Source organism: Exiguobacterium sp. SL-10 (genome assembly GCF_004337025.1).
In the GTDB taxonomy this organism is placed as follows: domain Bacteria; phylum Bacillota; class Bacilli; order Exiguobacteriales; family Exiguobacteriaceae; genus Exiguobacterium.
Window position 1 is genome coordinate 101444 of record NZ_SJUP01000004.1, and the last position, 18114, is coordinate 119557.

The 18114-nt window shown below is 52.7% G+C and carries 15 protein-coding genes; 6 read left to right on the forward strand and 9 right to left on the reverse strand.

Annotated features, from left to right (window positions below; genetic code table 11):
• Positions 1 to 53 precede the first annotated feature (53 nt).
• From EVJ33_RS06415 to EVJ33_RS06455, 9 genes are all read right to left on the reverse strand, one after another.
• Positions 54 to 2906, reverse strand: coding sequence for an EAL domain-containing protein (locus tag EVJ33_RS06415; RefSeq protein ID WP_131435517.1), 2853 nt, complete (start codon positions 2904 to 2906; stop codon positions 54 to 56).
• A gap of 186 nt (positions 2907 to 3092) precedes the next feature.
• Positions 3093 to 6014, reverse strand: coding sequence for a type I pullulanase (gene pulA / locus EVJ33_RS06420; RefSeq protein ID WP_131435519.1), 2922 nt, complete (start codon positions 6012 to 6014; stop codon positions 3093 to 3095).
• Positions 6015 to 6199: 185 nt separating this feature from the next.
• Positions 6200 to 6769, reverse strand: a complete 570-nt coding sequence (locus EVJ33_RS06425) for a hypothetical protein (RefSeq protein ID WP_131435521.1) — start codon at positions 6767 to 6769, stop codon at positions 6200 to 6202.
• Between the two features lie 64 nt (positions 6770 to 6833).
• Positions 6834 to 8492 (reverse strand): FAD-dependent oxidoreductase, encoded by a 1659-nt coding sequence (locus tag EVJ33_RS06430; protein ID WP_131435523.1) that lies wholly within the window; start codon positions 8490 to 8492, stop codon positions 6834 to 6836.
• 13 nt (positions 8493 to 8505) lie between these two features.
• A complete protein-coding gene (locus EVJ33_RS06435) occupies positions 8506 to 9792 on the reverse strand; it encodes an arsenic transporter (protein WP_131435525.1) in 1287 nt (428 codons plus the stop codon).
• Positions 9793 to 9822: 30 nt separating this feature from the next.
• Complete coding sequence (locus EVJ33_RS06440) at positions 9823 to 10101, reverse strand: Fe-S cluster assembly protein HesB (RefSeq protein WP_131435527.1); 279 nt, start codon at positions 10099 to 10101, stop codon at positions 9823 to 9825.
• The gene (arsA, locus tag EVJ33_RS06445) at positions 10098 to 11858 is read right to left on the reverse strand and encodes an arsenical pump-driving ATPase (protein ID WP_131435529.1); all 1761 of its coding nucleotides are present in this window, start codon (positions 11856 to 11858) and stop codon (positions 10098 to 10100) included. The genes EVJ33_RS06440 and arsA overlap by 4 nt, the downstream gene beginning before the upstream one ends.
• An 11-nt stretch (positions 11859 to 11869) precedes the next feature.
• Positions 11870 to 12229, reverse strand: a complete 360-nt coding sequence (gene arsD / locus EVJ33_RS06450; RefSeq protein ID WP_131435531.1) for an arsenite efflux transporter metallochaperone ArsD — start codon at positions 12227 to 12229, stop codon at positions 11870 to 11872.
• Positions 12230 to 12242: 13 nt separating this feature from the next.
• Positions 12243 to 12560, reverse strand: coding sequence for an ArsR/SmtB family transcription factor (locus EVJ33_RS06455; RefSeq protein ID WP_131435533.1), 318 nt, complete (start codon positions 12558 to 12560; stop codon positions 12243 to 12245).
• A gap of 225 nt (positions 12561 to 12785) precedes the next feature.
• Here EVJ33_RS06455 and EVJ33_RS06460 point away from each other — a divergent pair, with 225 nt between their 5' ends.
• From EVJ33_RS06460 to EVJ33_RS06485, 6 genes are all read left to right on the forward strand, one after another.
• Complete coding sequence (locus EVJ33_RS06460) at positions 12786 to 14267, forward strand: SulP family inorganic anion transporter (RefSeq protein WP_131435535.1); 1482 nt, start codon at positions 12786 to 12788, stop codon at positions 14265 to 14267.
• A 108-nt stretch (positions 14268 to 14375) separates the two neighbouring features.
• Positions 14376 to 14789, forward strand: a complete 414-nt coding sequence (locus EVJ33_RS06465; RefSeq protein ID WP_131435537.1) for a universal stress protein — start codon at positions 14376 to 14378, stop codon at positions 14787 to 14789.
• A gap of 106 nt (positions 14790 to 14895) precedes the next feature.
• Positions 14896 to 15099, forward strand: a complete 204-nt coding sequence (locus EVJ33_RS06470; RefSeq protein WP_084592848.1) for a PLD nuclease N-terminal domain-containing protein — start codon at positions 14896 to 14898, stop codon at positions 15097 to 15099.
• Positions 15096 to 15944 carry an ABC transporter ATP-binding protein gene (locus tag EVJ33_RS06475; RefSeq protein ID WP_131435539.1) on the forward strand — a complete coding sequence of 283 codons (849 nt, stop codon included), beginning with the start codon at positions 15096 to 15098 and terminating at the stop codon, positions 15942 to 15944. The genes EVJ33_RS06470 and EVJ33_RS06475 overlap by 4 nt, the downstream gene beginning before the upstream one ends.
• Positions 15944 to 16702: an ABC transporter permease gene (locus tag EVJ33_RS06480; RefSeq protein WP_131435541.1), complete on the forward strand. Its 759-nt coding sequence runs from the start codon at positions 15944 to 15946 to the stop codon at positions 16700 to 16702. The genes EVJ33_RS06475 and EVJ33_RS06480 overlap by 1 nt, the downstream gene beginning before the upstream one ends.
• A 174-nt stretch (positions 16703 to 16876) precedes the next feature.
• Entirely contained in the window at positions 16877 to 18112 is a 1236-nt protein-coding gene (locus EVJ33_RS06485) for an exo-beta-N-acetylmuramidase NamZ family protein (RefSeq protein WP_131435543.1), read from the forward strand.
• Positions 18113 to 18114: the final 2 nt, after the last annotated feature.

Genomic DNA, 18114 nt, shown 5'->3' on the forward strand with positions numbered 1-18114 from the left:
ACGGGTTTCTACTTTTAGCGTACAAAAAAAGGTGAACCGTTGCCGGCTCACCTTCAGTCGGTTTGATCAACCAAATCTTTTGCTTGTTGAATCGTGAATCCGCGCGGTTTTTCACTCTCTGAAGCGGTCAAACGCTTCTCAAGTTCGACTGTCGGTTCATAAGTTGACTCATACTGATACAGGCCGTTGGCGAGTTCAGTTGAATGATTCACGCGGATTGGAAACGGTTCTTTGTCATCGTTCAACAAGATGACCAAACCTAAATCACTGTCAACCGGGAGCCGAATTGACCCGTAAAACGAAATGACCTGATTGTCATGCCGCATGATGAGGATTGGCGATGTGCCTACCTCAACGTTTTGCCCCCTCAGACGTGTGATGGTAATGCCCGCGTGAATGAAATGGTTCGATGATTGAATGATCTCGATCGGTTCTTCCATCGGCGTCAATGCTCCTGACGCAAGTGCTCCTTCAAAGTCTGTCCCCTTAAGTGGTCGACTGAAAATAAAACCTTGGATAATCTGACATCCAAATTTTCGCAGGCATAGTAGATCTTCCATCAACTCGACCCCTTCGACAACGACGTCCATCCCGAACTCCTCGGCAATGACGAGCAGACTGCGAACGATGCCTTGCGCTTTCCGATTTTGACTGACGTGATGGGCAAAGACCCGATCAATTTTAATCGTTTGAGCGCTATATGCTTGCAAGTAGGCAAGAGAAGAATAGCCTTTCCCGAAATCATCGAACGCAATCGGGATGCCGAGTTCATTCAATCGTTCGAACGCTTGTGTGATCTGTTGGGCATCCTCTAACAGTGACGTCTCCGAGATTTCCACTTCTAAAAAATTTACCGGCACTTCATAGCGCTTCATTGCCTCTTCGAGGACACGTTCGAACTGCTCTTGATACAAATACTTGGCCGACACGTTAATCGAAATTGGTATTTTGTTCGGGAGGGTCATTACATAGCGGCACACTTCTTCAATCAACCAGTTCGTCAAGTCGAGGTGAAGACTGCTCTCCTCGGCGAGCGGAATGAACTCAGCCGGTGAGATTGATCCCCATGTCGGATGTGTCCAACGCATGAGCGCCTCGGCTCCGACGATTTGTCCCGTCCACACGTCCACCTTCGGTTGATACATCAAGAAAAACTGTTCGGTCTCGAGGGCGCTCCGCATATCACGGAGCAACTCATAGCGTTTCAGCGATTCGATGTCCATCTGCGACGAGTACAGTTCAAGCTGGCTCCCCACCTTTTTATCGGCACGGTTCATGGCGACACAGGCACGTTGAATCAACTCGCTTGCTTGTGAGCCGTCGTCCGGATAACGGCTCACCCCAATCGAGATCCGGGCAAACAAGTCATAGACACCGACACGGAAACGATGCGTGGAAAGCGTATCGAGCTCTTTCCCAAGTGCAAGTACGTCTGTATCTTCCATAAGACGCGGCAAGACAATCAACACATTATCTGCATCTAGATGACCAAGCACCGCGTCTTCAGGTAATAACCGAATCAAACGATTGACCGTCACAACCCGCCACTCATCCCCTAGCTCATAACCGAACGTGTGATTAATTTCTGAGATTCGATTAAAGGATAGCGAGAACAACGTAAATGGTTCGCGCTGTTGCGTCAAATCATACACAGTCTCTGTAATCGACTCTCGGTTTGGCATGTTGGTGATGGGATCGAGTAAAGCAAGTCGATAGATTTCATCTTGCTGTTCTTTCAACTGCGTGATGTCTTTGACGAGCGTCCGTAAACCAATGACTTGTCCAGATTCCGAGAAAATCGGTTCTCGATTTTCTTCAATCCATTTCACTTCCCCTTTAGCGAAAATCCGATAAGAGAATGTCGTAGTCTTCCCACTTAGCGTCACTTCTCGCGCCTGGTGAATTTTTGGAATGTCGTCCGGTACGACGACTTGTTGCCAGTAGTTCGGGTTTGAATTGAACTGCTCTTCCGTGTAGCCAAACACATGCGCAAAGCCGGGCGTCAAAAACTTGAACTGCTTAGATTCGAAATACCGCTCAAAAATTACCGAATCGACAATCTCACACAACTGTTTAACTTTCGAACGCTCTTCGGTCAGTTTTGCCTCCGCATTAGTCAAATTAGTGATGTCAAACATCGCCCATGTGATGGTTTTTCGATTTTTCGACACTCCGACTTTTACAATCAAATTCAAACATCGTTTCTTCATGGGATTGAAAGCACGCAACTGCGTCTCATATTCAAACTCGTTCGGATTTTGAATCAATCGATTGACGGCCGCCGCAAACGTGTCACGGTCATCTTCATGAATTAAATTACGAAAATGCTCCCGTTCCATCTTGTCGAGCTGTCGTTGAGACAAGCCAAGCAATTTTCCAGTCTGTGGAGAGTGGTAAAACTCTCCGGTTTCAAGATCTAACTCAATCAAAATCAGACCCGGAATGCGCTCAAATAACGACCGACTGACAACCATGCGATTATATTGTTCGCGTAATTCCGTCTGTGTCGTCAAATCTTTTATAATTCCACAGACACCGGTGATATGTTGTCCCGTATAGAGTGGCGTATTCGTCACAGACAGGTAGATATGTTTTTGATCCGTATTGACGGCTTTTAGTTCGTAATGGACAGTTTCACCTTGAAGTGCCCGTTGATGAAACAGAGCGACACGTTCGGTCTCCACTTTACTCATCCAAGCGTCTGGACACAAAAAACGGCTCTCCTTTCCCTGGAATAAAAGGGATAGCTTCTCATTCGAATCAATTAAATTCATTTCACTATCAAGCACGTAGACCGCGTCCGGATATTGATTGATTAAGAGCGGGTCAAGATTGAGGCGCTCATTCCGATCGATTTGTTTAATATCCGTTTCCAGTAAAGGTTTCCAGTTTCGGAAGAATCCCATGCATTTCACTCCTTAATGTGACGAATGTCATGCTGAACTGTGCCTATTTCTCTAAATTATATAAAAAATGGGCAATATGAACAAATCATATATTGGAGAATCATGGAAATGAAGCATGGAATTACACATTCGTGTAATTTAACTCATACAAAAGAACCAGGGGCACTGTCGCCCCTGGTTACTTCATTACTTTCGTTTTACGACGACCGAGCTGTAAGCTGGTACGTTGACTGTGCCCGAGACGCGTTTAATCGTCTTCGTGCCCGCTTTTTTCCCATCGACAATCAAGTTCCATTGCCCGCTCGGCAGTTTCACTTTCACTGTCTTGGCGTTGGCGTTGTGCGTGATGAACAAGTCTTTCTTCTGCCCTGGCGCTTTGTCATCGATTGAGTAGCTGATCACGTTCGCTTCGGCTTTATAGAATTTCAAGTTTTTCTTCACGTCGACCGCCTTCGTCATGCGAAGACCTGGGTTGTCTTTACGCATCTCAATCAAGCCTTTCATGTACTGGACGTCCGCTTTGCGGTCAGCCGCCCGTTTCCAATCCATTTGGTTGATGCGGTCCGGCGATTTGTATGAGTTGTGGTCGCCTTCTTTCGTCCGCATGAATTCTTGACCGGCATGGATGAACGTCGTGCCTTGGCTCGTCAAGAGGATGTTTGACGCGAGGCGATGCATCTTCGTCCGGTCCGCTTCCGATGTCTCTGGGTTCGTGAGTTCGAGCTTGTCCCAAAGTGTGTGGTTGTCGTGCGCTTCGACGTACGTGATCGCTTGCGTCGGCTCTTTTGTGAATCCTTTGATACCAGGGCTATAGTCGATCTCGCCGACGATCCCTGTCTTGATCCGATTCTCAAGACCGGATTTTCCGTTGATGAACCCGTTGTCCGTGTCGATGAAGACACTACCTTTCAAGCCGTCACGGATATTGTCGTTGAAATGCGCGACACCTGGCATCTGATATGCGTTCTTCTGGTTCGCCTTGAGTGCCGGGTCAAGCGGCGTGCTAAGATCCCAACCTTCGCCGAAGACGAGAATGGATGGATCGATTTTGTTTAAGGCCGAACGGACTTGGTTCATCGTCTTGACGTCATGGATGCCCATGAGGTCGAAACGGAATCCGTCCCAATGGTACTCTTTCGCCCAATAGACGACCGAGTCGACGATCAGTTTTTGCATCATCTTGCGTTCCGATGCGGTATCGTTGCCGACGCCCGTACCGTTCGCAAAGTCACCGCCCGCTGTGTATCGGTAGTAGTAACCCGGGACGATTTTGTGCAAGTTCGACGCTTGGGCATCGAACATGTGGTTGTAGACGACGTCCATGACGGCGCGCAAGTTGTTGTCATGAAGCCCTTGAATCATTTGTTTCATCTCGCGGATCCGGACTTTCGCGTCATATGGATTCGTCGAGTACGAGCCTTCCGGCGCGTTATAGTTTTTCGGGTCATAACCCCAGTTGTATGATGCATCCGGCTTCGTCTCATCGACCGAGGCCGTGTTGTAGTCGTATACCGGGATGAACTGGACGTGCGTGACGCCGAGGTCTTTCATATGGTCGAGGCCTGTCTTCGTCGCTGTCTTCTTGCCGTTGACGAGGAGACGTGTCCCTGGCTCGACGACGCCGAGATATTTGCCTTTGTTTTTGATGCCTGAATCGTATTTGTCTGACGTGACATCAAAGATCGACAAGTCGCGAACGTGCGTCTCATAGATGATCGCGTCTGTCCGTTTCTTGAGTTTTGGTTTCATCGAGTTCCAACGCTTCGGTTTCGTCTCGTTCAAGTCGACGACGACCCCTTGGTCCCCGTTCACACCGACTGCCGTCGCGTATGGGTCGACCGCGCGAACGCTGCCTGACGCGTGTTTGACGTTGTACGTATAACCGATGCCGTCCAAATCGCCGCGGACGTCCGCGATCCAAGTGCCGCGCTCGCCACGCTTCATCGAAACCGTCTTCTTCAAATCTTTATCTGAAGCGGGACGCGTTTTCGGCATATTCCATAGTTCGAGTTTCACGTCTTGAGCTGTCGGGGCCCACAAGACGAATTGTGATTTTGACTGCTTGTACGTCACGCCGAGCTTGCCGCTATAGGCGTACTTCGCATCAAATTCCGGTGAACGAAGCACGTCGCCCGCTTGGAGCACTTTGTCTCCGAACGTTGGATGTTTCGCCGTGATGACTGCCGCCAAGTCGATGTCGGCACTGAAACGGACCGTGACCGACTTGTCACCTGACTTCTCAACCGATTCAACGGTCGCACCTTCGACCGTCAACTCGCTCAAAAACTTCTCGTCAATGACGCGGTTGAGCGTGAGCTCCGCTTGACGGAACGTGTCCGCCTCGAACGAGATGATTTTCGGTGAACGATCGATTTCTGGCTCGGAATAGTAAATCGTCGAATCGCCTTCGACGAGCCAAATTTCTTTCGCCGTACTAAGCGCGAACCGGTCTTCCCCATCTTTTTCGGCCCATTCCCCTTTTTTCGTAACGAGCCCGATGAGCTTCTTCGCATCCGGATTCGCGAACGTCACGTTCGCGACGCCGCCGAATGCGTCCGTCTCATCGAAATTGATGCTTTGACCGTCTCCACCGTCTGGCCATGTCCAAAGACCCCAGTCCGTGTATGTATTGTCGTAACGGAAGTAATGAACTTTCATATCCACGTCCGTTGCTGCCGTCTCCCCGTCCGGGTTCGACGTATAGATTTTCGAGTCCCCTGACTTGATCCATACTTCGGCAACGCCGTCTTTAATCATATCGCTCGTGATGAAGCGGTCGTTCTCAGACCCTTTATCTTTCTCCCAGTTGTCCGTACGGACGATGAGACCGAGCTTTTCTGGTGAATCGACCGGGAATTCGTAGGCCGCCACCTTGCCGAAGTCGTCCTCGCCGTTGAAGGCAAAAGCTTTATTCGGGAAATAATCTGGGTTATTCGCCCAAAGCCATAAGTTCCAATCTGTTTGATTGTCCGGTGCCTCTTGATAATGAACGACGACGAGCGTCGACTTACCTTTATCGAGAGCGGACGATGACATCGGAAACATTGAGAACACCAGTGCAAACGTTAGCACAACTGCCCATACCTGTTTCCATCGTTTGTTGACCATGTGGGTCCCTCCTTGTAGCATGATTTTAGGAAAACGCTTACACAAAAATTGTAAACGTTTCCTTTTTGGAATACAATGTTTTTTTCAAGAATAGGTAATGACTCCTATCTCCTTCCTGGGACTGGAATGTGATGGCGAATTACATATAAAAAGACGGCCTGCTAGTAGGTCGTCTCGACGTTCCCTTATAACTTTTTCCACTCTTCCAACGACTCTAAGTACCAGCGATAGCTCAGTTTAAACTCTTCATCCGTTACGTCCGGCGGCCACAATGAACGTGGGATGAGTCCCGTGAATTTGGCGCCGCCCGTATGCGCGTAAATGTACGAAGCAACTTGAGTTGACATGTCTCTCGTCAAAAAGCCGGTCACAAACTTCCCATCCTTGCTTTCGAATATGATGTCAAGGCGACGTCCTTCCATCTCGTCGATAATCAATTGATTGTAGCGTCGGTGTTCCTCATCCTTATGTTTGTACACCATCCCACGTCGCGCGTTATCTTCCCGTTCCCATCGGTGGTCCTTTTTTTCTTTCGTCGTAAAGATTTTAGCAATCATGCGCGGGTCATCAATCGTCAAACAACAGAAGATGTGTTCATACGACAATTGATCGTCGTTCACCAAGTCCATGATGTCTGCTTTTGGGATGACGCGTGCCTTATAGCGGACCATCACCCGACGGACGACCTCCTCCTTCTCAAAGACGAGCCACTGCTTTCTCCGTTCGAACTTTTCATGTAACAGCTTATAGTTCATCTGATTCACCTCATGATTCAGCATACCAAAAAACGACGTCCGAATGATTCGGACGTCGTCTATGTTAATTCCCGTACTTTTTAAACAGTTGATAGTTCTTGTTTCCGCCTGACAAGTTATAGACGTCAGTGAACCCGAGGTTGCGGAGCACGTTTTGAGCCGCGTTCCCCGTCACCCCACCGTTGCAATAGACGACGGTCGGCTTATCTTTGTCCATGTCCTTGGCGGCCGCACGCAAATCACCGAGCGGGATGTTGACGGCGCAATCGACACACGCCTTCTCGAACTGTGCCGCTTTGCGCGTATCGATGATTTGCATCTCCTCACCCGCATCGATCCGCTTCTGAAGCTCGCCCGGCGTAATGAGTCGCGCTGATTGATTCATACTGTTCGCGAGCGCCATGCCCGTATACATGACCGGGTCTTTCGTCGTCGCGAACGGCGGCGCGTAAGCGAGATCGAGATGGAACAAGTCATCGACTTTCGCCTTGAACGTGATCGCCGTGACGAACACGTCGATACGCTTGTCGACGCCTTCAAAACCGACGATTTGAACGCCGAGCAGTTGGCGTGTCGCGCGGTCGCCGATTGCTTTAATCGTCATATCTTTCCCGCCCATATAAGCCGGCTTGTCCGGTTTCGTGTTATGGAGCACTTCGATGTCGTAGCCGAGCTCGCGTGCCTCACGTTCCGATAGACCGGTCTGCGCGACCGCTTGGCCAAACACTTTGAAGATGCCTGTGCCGAGGATGCCGCGATGTTCAAGGTCGCCGCCCGTGATCAAGTCACCGAGCGCACGCCCCATCTTGTTAGCCGTCGAGCCGAGCGGACGCCAAATCGGTTTACCCGTGACGAGCGAGAAGCTTTCGGCGACGTCGCCCGCCGCATAGACGTTCTTCACGTTCGTCTCCATTCGCTCGTTGATGGCGATCGCACCTGTCTCCCCGATGGTCACCCCGATCGACTTCGCGAGTTGTGTGTTCGGCCGGACGCCGACCGATAAGATGACGAGATCCGTGTCGATCGTCTTGCCGCTTTCCGTGACGACACGTTCGACGTGACCGTCACCGACGAGCTCCGTCACCGTCTCACCGAGCATGAGCTCGATGCCGTTCTTCTCGAGGTGGTCCTCGACGCGGCAGGCCATGTCTTTATCGAGCGGCGGCATCACTTGTGGGAAACGTTCGATGACTGTGACATCGATACCGCGCAGTTTGAGCTGCTCGGCCATCTCGAGACCGATGAAGCCGGCACCGATGATCGTCGCGTGCTTCGGATTCGTTCTGTCGACGAAGTTGCGTGTCGCTTCCGCATTCTGAATGTTACGGATTGGGAACACGTTGTCCGAGTCGACACCCGGGATCGGCGGGATGATGCTCGAGGCGCCTGTCGCGAGGACAAGGCGGTCGTAGCTGTCGGTGAACGATTCACCCGTCTCGAGATTCTCGACTGTGATCGTCTGTGCGTCGGCATCGATTGCCGTCACGTTATGCCGTGTCATGACGTCAAGTTGATAACGTTTTTTGAAGAACGCCGCGTCACGAGGCGTCAAATCGTCACGCGATTCGACTTCGCCGCCGACGTAATACGGGATGCCGCAACCTGAATACGAGATATCATAATCGCGGTCGTAAATGGTAATCTGTGCGTCTTCGTTGTTACGACGTGCTTTTGCCGCGACCGATGTACCGGCAGCGACTGAACCGATGATGACCAATTTCATAGAAAAACACTCCTTAGTAAAGTAGTAGGCTGATATATAGTCCGAGCAACGTGATGGCGAGCGTCGGGATCGTCAAAATGATGCCGACTTTAAAGTATTGACCCCAACCGATTTTAAGCCCTTTCGTACGGAGCACGTGGAGCCATAACAATGTCGCAAGTGACCCAATCGGTGTGATTTTCGGACCAAGATCGGACCCGATGACGTTCGCATAGATGAGGGCTTCCCGAATCTGACCGGTCGTATTCGTCAAATCGATGGCGAGCGCGTCAATCATGACGGTCGGCATATTATTCATGACCGATGACAAGATAGCGGCCAAGAAGCCCATCCCGAACGTAGCGCTGAAGTTGTTCACGGCGAACCAGTCGATGAAGTTGGCGAGCACTTGCGTCAGCCCTGCGTTTTGCAGACCGTAGACGACGATATACATCCCGAGCGAGAAGAAGACGATGGCCCACGGCGCACCGCGAACAACCGACTGTGTCTTCACCGCTGGCGAACGGTTCGCCATGACGAGGAAGAACAAGGCGATGACACCGGCGACGAGTGAGACCGGAATTCCGATGATGTCGCTCGTGAAGTACCCGATGACGAGAAGTGCGAGCACGACCCACGACAAGCGGAACATCTTATGGTCTTTGATGACCGAGGCCGGCTCGACGAGTTTTGATAAATCGTACTGCTTCGGAATGTCCTTTTTGAAATACAAATATAGGACGAGCAAACTTCCGGCCACAGCGAAGACGTTGACAAACACCATCCGCGCCGCATATTCGGCGAAACCGATGCCGAAGAAATCGGCCGAGACGATGTTGACGAGGTTCGAGACGACGAACGGCAGGCTCGCCGTGTCGGCGATGAACCCGGACGCCATGACATACGCCAAGACGACTGCATCCGGTAGTTTAAGTGCCCGTACCATCGCGAGCACAATCGGTGTCAAGATGAGCGCCGCTCCGTCGTTGGCGAACAACGCCGCAACGAGCGCACCGAGCAACGTGATATAGACGAACAGCTTGACGCCACCTCCTTTGGCGATTCGGGCCATATGTAAGGCAGCCCATTCAAAGAATCCAATCTCGTCCAAGATGAGCGAGATGATGATGATGGCGATGAACGTGAACGTCGCGTTCCAAATAATGTCCCAAACGGTACCGACGTCATCCAAATTGACGACCCCGGTGAGTAGGGCGATGACCGCCATCCCCATCGCCGAGTAACCGATGCCGAGGCCTTTCGGTTGCTTGATGATGAGGAAGAGCGTCACTAAAAAGATGATACTAGCAATCCACTGCACAATGAGTTCCTCCAATAATTCTCTATTTGTTTAGCAAGTCTGTTGCAGGCCGCGAAGCACGAGGCTGACGTCGTCTTCTGTCGATTCGACGTCGAGCGTGACGTTCTCTGCCATCGCTTCGGCATCTTTTGCAACGGCGAACGTGAGTCCGTCGAAGTCTTTCACGTCATCTGATGCTTCCGGCGCGGCAATGTGAAGACCCAGTGTCGGTCCACAGCACCCGGCTTCGGTACAAATGCGAACCGATTTAATTTCCTCTTCACTTAATGCCGCTTTCATAAAGTCGATGGCTTCATTCGTGATGTTCATGTAACTTCCTCCTTTAATAGTTGTGAGAGCGCGGGATAACCGACCGGCAGTTGTTCTTGCCATGCGAGTAACGTCGGGCGCGGATAGGCGTTCACGCGCTCGAGCCATAGCGCCTCGCTCGCGACTTTCGCCGTCAGCAGTTTGCTTGTCACATCGAGCGGTGTGAACGATTGATTGACGACCCAGGCGAACGGTTGAATCTTGGCCCGTTCTAAGTCAGCGACGAGCCGTTCAGCTTCGTAAACCGGTGTCGCTTCAGGGAGTGTCGTGATCAAGACATGCGTCTGTTTCGGGTCACGCAGTTTCGGTAACAGCTCGCGGACTGCTTCTGGAACGACGCCGGTCGAGCGTTCAAGTTCCCGATGATAGCTCTCGGTCGCATCCAAGAGCAGAAGCGTATGACCGGTCGGCGCTGTATCAATGACGACGAAGCGGTCTTTCGCTTTCGCCACTTGATCGGCGAAGGCGCGGAAAACGGCAATCTCTTCGGTACAAGGTGAGCGCAAGTCTTCCTCGAGCATCATGCGCTGCTCGTCGTTCATATCCCCCGCTTCCCGGAACACATCCATCCGGTACTTCTCGATTTCGACTTTCGGGTCAATCGCATCAACGGTGAACGTATCCGGGACGTCGAGACCGATTGTGAAAGCCACATGTGCGGCTGGGTCCGTCGTCGTCAAATGGACGGCATGTCCTCGCTCACTGAGCGCGACGGCCACGAGCGAAGCGAGCGTCGTCTTGCCGACCCCGCCTTTCCCCATCGTCATGATGACGCTCGGTCCATCCATCTCGATTTCATCGACGAGTCGGTCAATCGAGCCATAATGACTCGTGTCATAACGTGTATCCGGGACGGTGGCCGTCTCCCCGTTCACCCAGCGTCGGAGCGCCGGGACACCGACGAGATTCTCGTACGCATATGACAGCGTGAACGTCTCGAGCGAGGCGACGCCTTCCGGGAGTTCACGGAGCGCTTGTTGTTGACGCTCGATGAACCGTTTCGTGTAGCGGTCCGTCGCTTCGTCTGAAGCGACGACACCGTTGATGACGAGTTGCATCTGTTCAATCCCAATCGCGTGAAGTTCGGTCGCGGCACGTGCCGCCTCGACAAGCGTCGACGTCTCGGGACGAGCGACGAGCAATAACGTCGTCTCGTTGCCGTTGGTGAGCGTTTCGACGGCCCGTTTATATTGTAGTTGCTTGTCAGCTAAACCAGCGAGCGGACCGAGGCAAGACGCACCAGTCGTGTTCGTCTCTAAAAATTCATCCCACGCACTCGGCAGCGTCAATAACCGCAGCGTGTGACCAGTCGGCGCCGTGTCAAAGATGACATGATCGTACGTCTCACGTGCCGACTCGGATGTCAATAGCTCGGTGAACTGGTCGAACGCGGCGATCTCGACCGTACAGGCACCCGATAGTTGCTCTTCCATCGACTGGATGGCCACGTCCGGGAGCACACCGCGATACGGGCCGACCATACGCTCCATGTATTGTTTCGCCGCCTCTTCCGGGTCAAAGTTGGCAATCGCGAGCCCTGTTTCCGGGACGAGGCGCGGTGTCTCGTCGAGTTCCATCTCGAACACGTCTTGCAGATTGCTCGCCGGGTCGGTCGAGACGAGCAGGACGCGCTTGCCGCGGTCAGCGAGCGTCAACGCGAGGCTCGAGGCCGTCGATGTTTTGCCGACACCGCCTTTCCCGGTCAAAAATACGTAACGGGACGGATCGATTGTCGTGAAGTCAAAGCGATTCATCATGACGCGCCTCCTTATTTTTTGAGCGTGATGCGCACTTTCGGTTTCTCGCCGTCTTGCGCAGCGAACGCCTCGACCGGGAGTTCCGTCAATCGGGCGATTTCTTCGTTCGTCATATAGGCGCCCCGTTTGACGATTTCACCGTCGATGACGGTGAGCGGGAGTGTCTCGAGTCCGTTCGCGATTTCAGCTTGGACACGGGCGTTCTCGACGAAGCGATTCGGCTCGGAGGCGAGGTTATAACGGGCTACATCAAAGCCGCGTTGTTTTAATACGTAATGGATGGTGGCGATCCGCGTCAGTTCGGGATCAATCGACGGACCACATAGTCCCGTCGGGCAGCACATGGCTGGTTCGAATACTTCAAGCTTCATCGTTGACTCCTCCTTAAATCGCGCACTCGGTGTCACAGTCACAACTCGCATCGACCGTCTCGATCTTGTCGAGCAGATCGACGACGATCGCATAGAACGGGCTCGTCTCATTCAACCGATAGTGAATCCACTGCTTGTCGCGGCGTTCCAACAACAGTCCCGCTTGCCGCATCATCTTCAAATGACGGCTGATGGCCGGTTGCGAGATGTCAAAACAGTCGACAAAACTGCAGGCACACTGCTCCCCGCCCTGCATCTGCTTGAGCATCGTCAAGCGGGTCGGGTCGGCGAGCACTTTGAGCACTTTACTTAAATCATCTACCGTATGCATCGTCATTCTCCTTCTCTGTATAACAAAAACGTTATATAACCTTTACGTTATGAAATTACCATAGTTTTTCATTCGAGGCAATTGTCTTTTCAGAAAAAATCCGGTATGATGAAACACGTTGTGAAAACATGTATCGGTCGAACCATTTCTTTCATATAATGCGGGGTTTGATCTTCGTGAGACTCGGAGATCAAAGTCAAAAAATATATAGAGAGGTGTGTTCTTTTGGAAAAATTGAATACGATTAAACAAGATTGGCTCGGCAACGTCCGGGCTGACGTCCTTGCGGGGATCGTCGTCGCGCTCGCGCTCATCCCTGAGGCGATTGCGTTCTCACTCATCGCTGGAGTCAATCCGATGGTCGGGTTGTACGCGTCATTCATCATCGCCATGGTCATCTCGATTGCCGGTGGTCGTCCGGCCATGATCTCGGCCGCGACCGGCGCGATGGCCCTCGTCATCGTCTCGCTCGTAGCAGACCACGGCCTTGAGTACTTGCTCGCGGCCGGTATTTTGACGGGAATCATTCAAATCGCACTCGGCTATCTCGGCATCGCCCGGTTGATGAAGTTCATTCCGCGCGCCGTCATGGTCGGGTTCGTCAATGCGCTCGCGATTTTGATCTTCCAAGCACAATTGTCAAACTTTGAAGGCGAGAGCTGGATCATCTGGGCCATCGTCGCTGCATCACTCGCGATTATCTTCTTATTCCCGCGCGTCACAAAAGCGATTCCAGCCCCGCTCGTCGCCATCGTCGTCATGACGGTGCTCGCCATCACACTCGGTCTCGATACGAAAAACATCGGTGACATGGGAACGATTTCAGCAACGCTACCGGAATTTTTATTCCCGAACGTCCCGTTGACGTTTGACACGTTGATGATCATCCTTCCCTACTCGATCTCCCTCGCCTTCGTCGGATTGATCGAGTCACTGCTCACGGCCCAAATCGTCGATGATATGACAGGAACAGATTCAAATAAAAACCGCGAGTCACGCGGGCAAGGAATTTCGAACATCATCGCCGGTTTCTTCGGCGGGATGCCAGGTTGTGCGATGATCGGCCAATCGGTCATCAACGTTTCATCCGGTGCCCGCGGGCGTCTGTCGACGTTCGTCGCTGGACTCGCGTTGTTCCTCATGATCATGACAATGAGCGACATTTTGATGCTCATCCCGGTCGGCGCCCTCGTCGGCGTCATGTTCTTCGTCTCGTATGCGACGTTTGACTGGGGCTCGCTCAAAGCGATGCGCACCGCTCAAAAATCGGATACGGTCGTCATGCTCGTCACCGTGCTCGTGACGGTCATCACCCACGACTTGTCACTCGGTGTGTTCGCCGGGATTTTGACGGCAGCGATCCTTTTCGCCGCAAAAATTTCGAAAGTCGAACTTGATCGCAGTGTAGACGCCGATCGTGCTCGTTACATCGTGAACGGTCAGCTCTTCTTCGCCTCGACGTCTGAGTTCGTCAATCAGTTCGATGTGACTGAAGACGCCGAAGCTGGTGTCAAACACGTCACGATCGACTTCTCGAACACCCATCTTTGGGATGACTCGGCCATCGGTGCCATCGATAAAGTCGTCTTCAAATATCGTGAAGTCGGAATCGAGCCGGAACTGTTGTACTTGAACAAAGATTCAGAGAAACTGCTCAATACGCTCGCGCTTCACTTGAAGCAACAAGAAGCAAACGCCGGCCATTGATGTCGTTTTTACGGGAGTGGACATTTGCGTTCACTCCCTTTTTATATCCATGCTTCTATAAAATCGCATATACTACAAGTAGATCGTGTGAAAGAGGAGGACGTTTTTATGGGAAAGGTATTTTTAGCGGCAGACGGATCTGCCCACTCGAAGCGGGCACTTGAGAAAGCAATCCAGCTCGCCAAGGCATCAGATGCATCAATCGACATCGTCCATGTCATCAGCGCCAAAGAATCGAAAGAAGCCGCGCTCAACTCGACCGGGAAAATCGATCTCGAAGCGAAGCGCAAATTGATGTTACAACCGCTCTTCGACCAAGTCGTCGCGGCTGGGCTCGACTATGAATATATCGAACTTCGTGGCGAACCAGACGTCGAGCTCGTCAAATACGCGAACCATCAACCGTATGAGTATGTCGTCGTCGGCTCCCGCGGATTGAACACGTTCCAGGAGTTCGTGCTCGGCAGTGTCAGCCATAAGCTGGCCAAACGCGCACTCGCGCCGGTCATCATCGTCAAATGATTGTCACCCTTTCTCAGCCGAGAAAGGGCTTTTTTCTATTCCATACAGGAGACAGGTCCTAAGTGTGGAATGGGATAGTGAACTCATTTATGAAGGAGGAACACCATTGGATATTGCCAATGATTCAAATTTATTGCTCATTTTATTGCCGCTGCTCGTGCTGCAACTCATTTTGCTCGTCGTCGCCTTGATTGATTTGCTGAAGCGACAAGAGACGAACGGACCGAAGTGGGTGTGGCTCCTCGTCATCCTGTTCATCAACATCCTCGGACCGATTGTCTACTTCCTATGGGGACGGACGAAGCGATGAACGTCAAGCAACTGACGAAACAATTCGGTTCTTTCACCGCGCTCGACGACGTCAGTTTCTCGCTTCGACCCGGCTGCACATCGCTCCTCGGTGAGAACGGGGCCGGAAAGACGACACTGCTCAACATGATTGCCCGAGTGACGACGCCGACGTCCGGACAGATTGTCGGGCACGATGCCATCCGCATCGGTTATCTGCCGCAGCGCCCGGCGCTCTATCCGTCGCTCACCCCGGTCGAGACGATTCGTTACGCGGCCGAGTTGACCGGGGTGACGGGTATCGATCCGGTCAAGCTGCTGAAGCGGGTCGGACTCGAGCCCGTCGATCGACCGGCGGCACACTTGTCAGGCGGCATGCGGCAACGGCTCGGCATCGCCCAGGCGCTCGTGCATGACCCGGAGCTGTTACTGCTCGATGAACCTGTCTCAGCGCTCGACCCGCGCGGACGCCGGGAAGTGCTCGATTTATTAAGTGATTTGAAGCGGGAGCGGATGATCCTCTATTCGACGCATGTGCTCCCCGACGCCGAGGAAGCGAGCGACTGGGTGCTCCTGCTCCGGCAAGGTCGTCTCCTCATGGAAGGGACCGTGACCGATTTGCTCGGTTCAAAGTCGTCGATCCAAGTCCGTCTGTTCAATGATATCGTGACGGAAGACGAGTGGCGGACGCTCCCAGGCGTCAATCACGTCACCCGCTCCGGGACGACGTGGGAGCTCGAGACGGATACAAAAGACGTGACGGAACGGGCCCTGCTCCAAATGCTCCTCGAACGTGGTCTCCGGCTCCAATCGCTCCATGTCGGGCATCCATCGCTCGAGTCACTGTTCTTGGAGGTGAACGCCTGATGAAAACGGCCATCTTCAAACAAGAGTGGAGAGAGTCATGGCGCAATAAGCGGATGATTTGGGTGCCAATCGCCTTGATGTTGCTTGCGGCGATGCAGCCGCTCACGCTCTACTTCCTTCCGGACATCTTGGCTTCGGGCGGCAACTTGCCGGACGGCGCAGTCATCGAGATCCCGACTCCATCACCGGAAGAAGTACTCATGTCGGCGAGCGAACAGTTGCGGCAAATCGGACTGCTCGTCGTCCTCTTGTCCGCGATGCATACGTTCAGCCACGAACGGTCGCTCGGCACGCTCGCCTGGCTCAAGTCACTCAACATTCCGGCGACACGAATCGTCCTCAGCAAATTGGGACATTATTCGCTACTTGCCGTCATCGCCGTCGCTCTCGCCCAATTGAGTGCCGCCTACTACACGATCGTTTTGTTCGAATCGTTTGACGTCACCGACTTCTTGGTCGCGACCGGACTGCTCATGCTCCATTTCGTCGTCCAGCTGTCGATTTTCTTCTTGTTCGCGGCGTTGCTCGAGAGCGGCCTCGTCGCCCTCGTCATCACGCTCGCCCTCCACTTCATCATGTCGCTTCTTCTCGGCTGGCTCGAATGGGATTGGATGCCATGGCGGCTCGGCTCGTTATCGGCCGAAGTGCTCATGGGCGAAAATTTACTCGTTTGGCCACTCGTCAGCGGTATCTTATTGATTGCCGTGACGCTCTTCGTCGCCTCGAAACGGTTGTTGTTCATCAGCCGTTCATCATGACCTGCAAGCATCATGTGAAAGCCATCGGAAAAATCCGGTGGCTTTTTAGGTACAATGAATCAAATTAAGAAATATAATTTCCTATTTTTATCACATATAATTGAATTAAAAATACAAAATGGTACACTTTCGAGTAAGTGGTAAAGCGCTTACATTCATAAAGGAGGAATTGTTATGAAGAAATGGATCGGTGGTCTAGCCGCCCTCACACTCGTCACATCATCTGTCATGTTACTCGATGCCGATGCCAAGTCCGTCCCAAAGAAGCCGAAAGTCGAGCTCGGGGTCGACCGCTTGATGGACAGTCCTGAGCTCTTGGCTGGAAAGCGGGTCGGACTGATCACGAATCCGACCGGGATCGATGCCAATATGACGAGCATCGTCGACTTGTTCCACAACTCGGATGATTTCGAACTGACGGCACTGTACGGACCAGAACACGGCGTCCGCGGTGATGCCCAAGCCGGATCGACGATTAGCTCGTACATCGACGAAGTGACAGGGCTTCCGGTGTATAGCCTGTACGGCGCGACGAAGAAACCGACGGCTGAGATGCTCAAGGACGTCGACGTGCTCGTCTTTGACATTCAAGACGTCGGGACCCGCTTCTACACGTACATCTACACGATGGCGTACGCGATGGAAGCAGCGGCCGAAAATGATATTCCGTTCGTCGTCCTCGACCGGCCGAACCCGCAAGGCGGGCTCCGCGTCGAAGGACCGGTGCTCGACCCGGCCTATTCGAGCTTCATCGGCCTCTATCCGATTCCACTCAAGCACGGGATGACCGTCGGTGAGCTGGCACGCTTGTTCAACAAAGAGTACCAACTGCAAGCCGACCTCGAAGTCGTCAAGATGAAGGGCTGGAAGCGCTCGATGCTGTACGAGGATACGGGACTCCCGTTCGTCATGCCGTCACCGAACATGCCGACGACGGACACGGTCAACGTCTATCCGGCGACCGGTCTGTTCGAAGGGACGAACCTGTCGGAAGGGCGCGGCACGACGAAGCCGTTCCAATTGATTGGTGCCCCGTACGTGAAGGCGCATGACTACGCCAAGACGTTAAACGGACTCGAGCTTCCAGGCGTCACGTTCCGCGCTGCCTCGTTCACACCGACGTTCTCGAAGAACGCGGGCAAACTGTCGCACGGCGTCGAAGTGTACGTCACCGAGCCGACGAAGTTCGAAGCGGTCAAGACCGGCATCGCCATGGTCAAGACGGCGCACGACTTGTATCCGGACGACTTCGAGTTCCTCGTCAACGACTTCATCACGAAGCTGACCGGCAACGCCTATGTGAAAGATATGATCCTCGCCGGCGAGTCGCTCGAGGCGATCATGGCGAAAGTCGATGCCGAGCGCGATGCGTTCTTACCGATTCGGAAAGAGTATTTACTGTATAAGTAAGG

Excerpts from the sequence above, each read along its gene's own strand:
- EVJ33_RS06415 (WP_131435517.1), bottom strand. The coding sequence starts at position 2,906 with ATGGGATTCTTCCGAAACTGGAAACCTTTACTGGAAACGGATATTAAA.
- pulA (WP_131435519.1), bottom strand. The coding sequence starts at position 6,014 with ATGGTCAACAAACGATGGAAACAGGTATGGGCAGTTGTGCTAACGTTT.
- EVJ33_RS06425 (WP_131435521.1), bottom strand. The coding sequence starts at position 6,769 with ATGAACTATAAGCTGTTACATGAAAAGTTCGAACGGAGAAAGCAGTGG.
- EVJ33_RS06430 (WP_131435523.1), bottom strand. The coding sequence starts at position 8,492 with ATGAAATTGGTCATCATCGGTTCAGTCGCTGCCGGTACATCGGTCGCG.
- EVJ33_RS06440 (WP_131435527.1), bottom strand. The coding sequence starts at position 10,101 with ATGAACATCACGAATGAAGCCATCGACTTTATGAAAGCGGCATTAAGT.
- arsA (WP_131435529.1), bottom strand. The coding sequence starts at position 11,858 with ATGATGAATCGCTTTGACTTCACGACAATCGATCCGTCCCGTTACGTA.
- arsD (WP_131435531.1), bottom strand. The coding sequence starts at position 12,229 with ATGAAGCTTGAAGTATTCGAACCAGCCATGTGCTGCCCGACGGGACTA.
- EVJ33_RS06455 (WP_131435533.1), bottom strand. The coding sequence starts at position 12,560 with ATGCATACGGTAGATGATTTAAGTAAAGTGCTCAAAGTGCTCGCCGAC.
- EVJ33_RS06465 (WP_131435537.1), top strand. The coding sequence starts at position 14,376 with ATGGGAAAGGTATTTTTAGCGGCAGACGGATCTGCCCACTCGAAGCGG.
- EVJ33_RS06475 (WP_131435539.1), top strand. The coding sequence starts at position 15,096 with ATGAACGTCAAGCAACTGACGAAACAATTCGGTTCTTTCACCGCGCTC.
- EVJ33_RS06480 (WP_131435541.1), top strand. The coding sequence starts at position 15,944 with ATGAAAACGGCCATCTTCAAACAAGAGTGGAGAGAGTCATGGCGCAAT.
- EVJ33_RS06485 (WP_131435543.1), top strand. The coding sequence starts at position 16,877 with ATGAAGAAATGGATCGGTGGTCTAGCCGCCCTCACACTCGTCACATCA.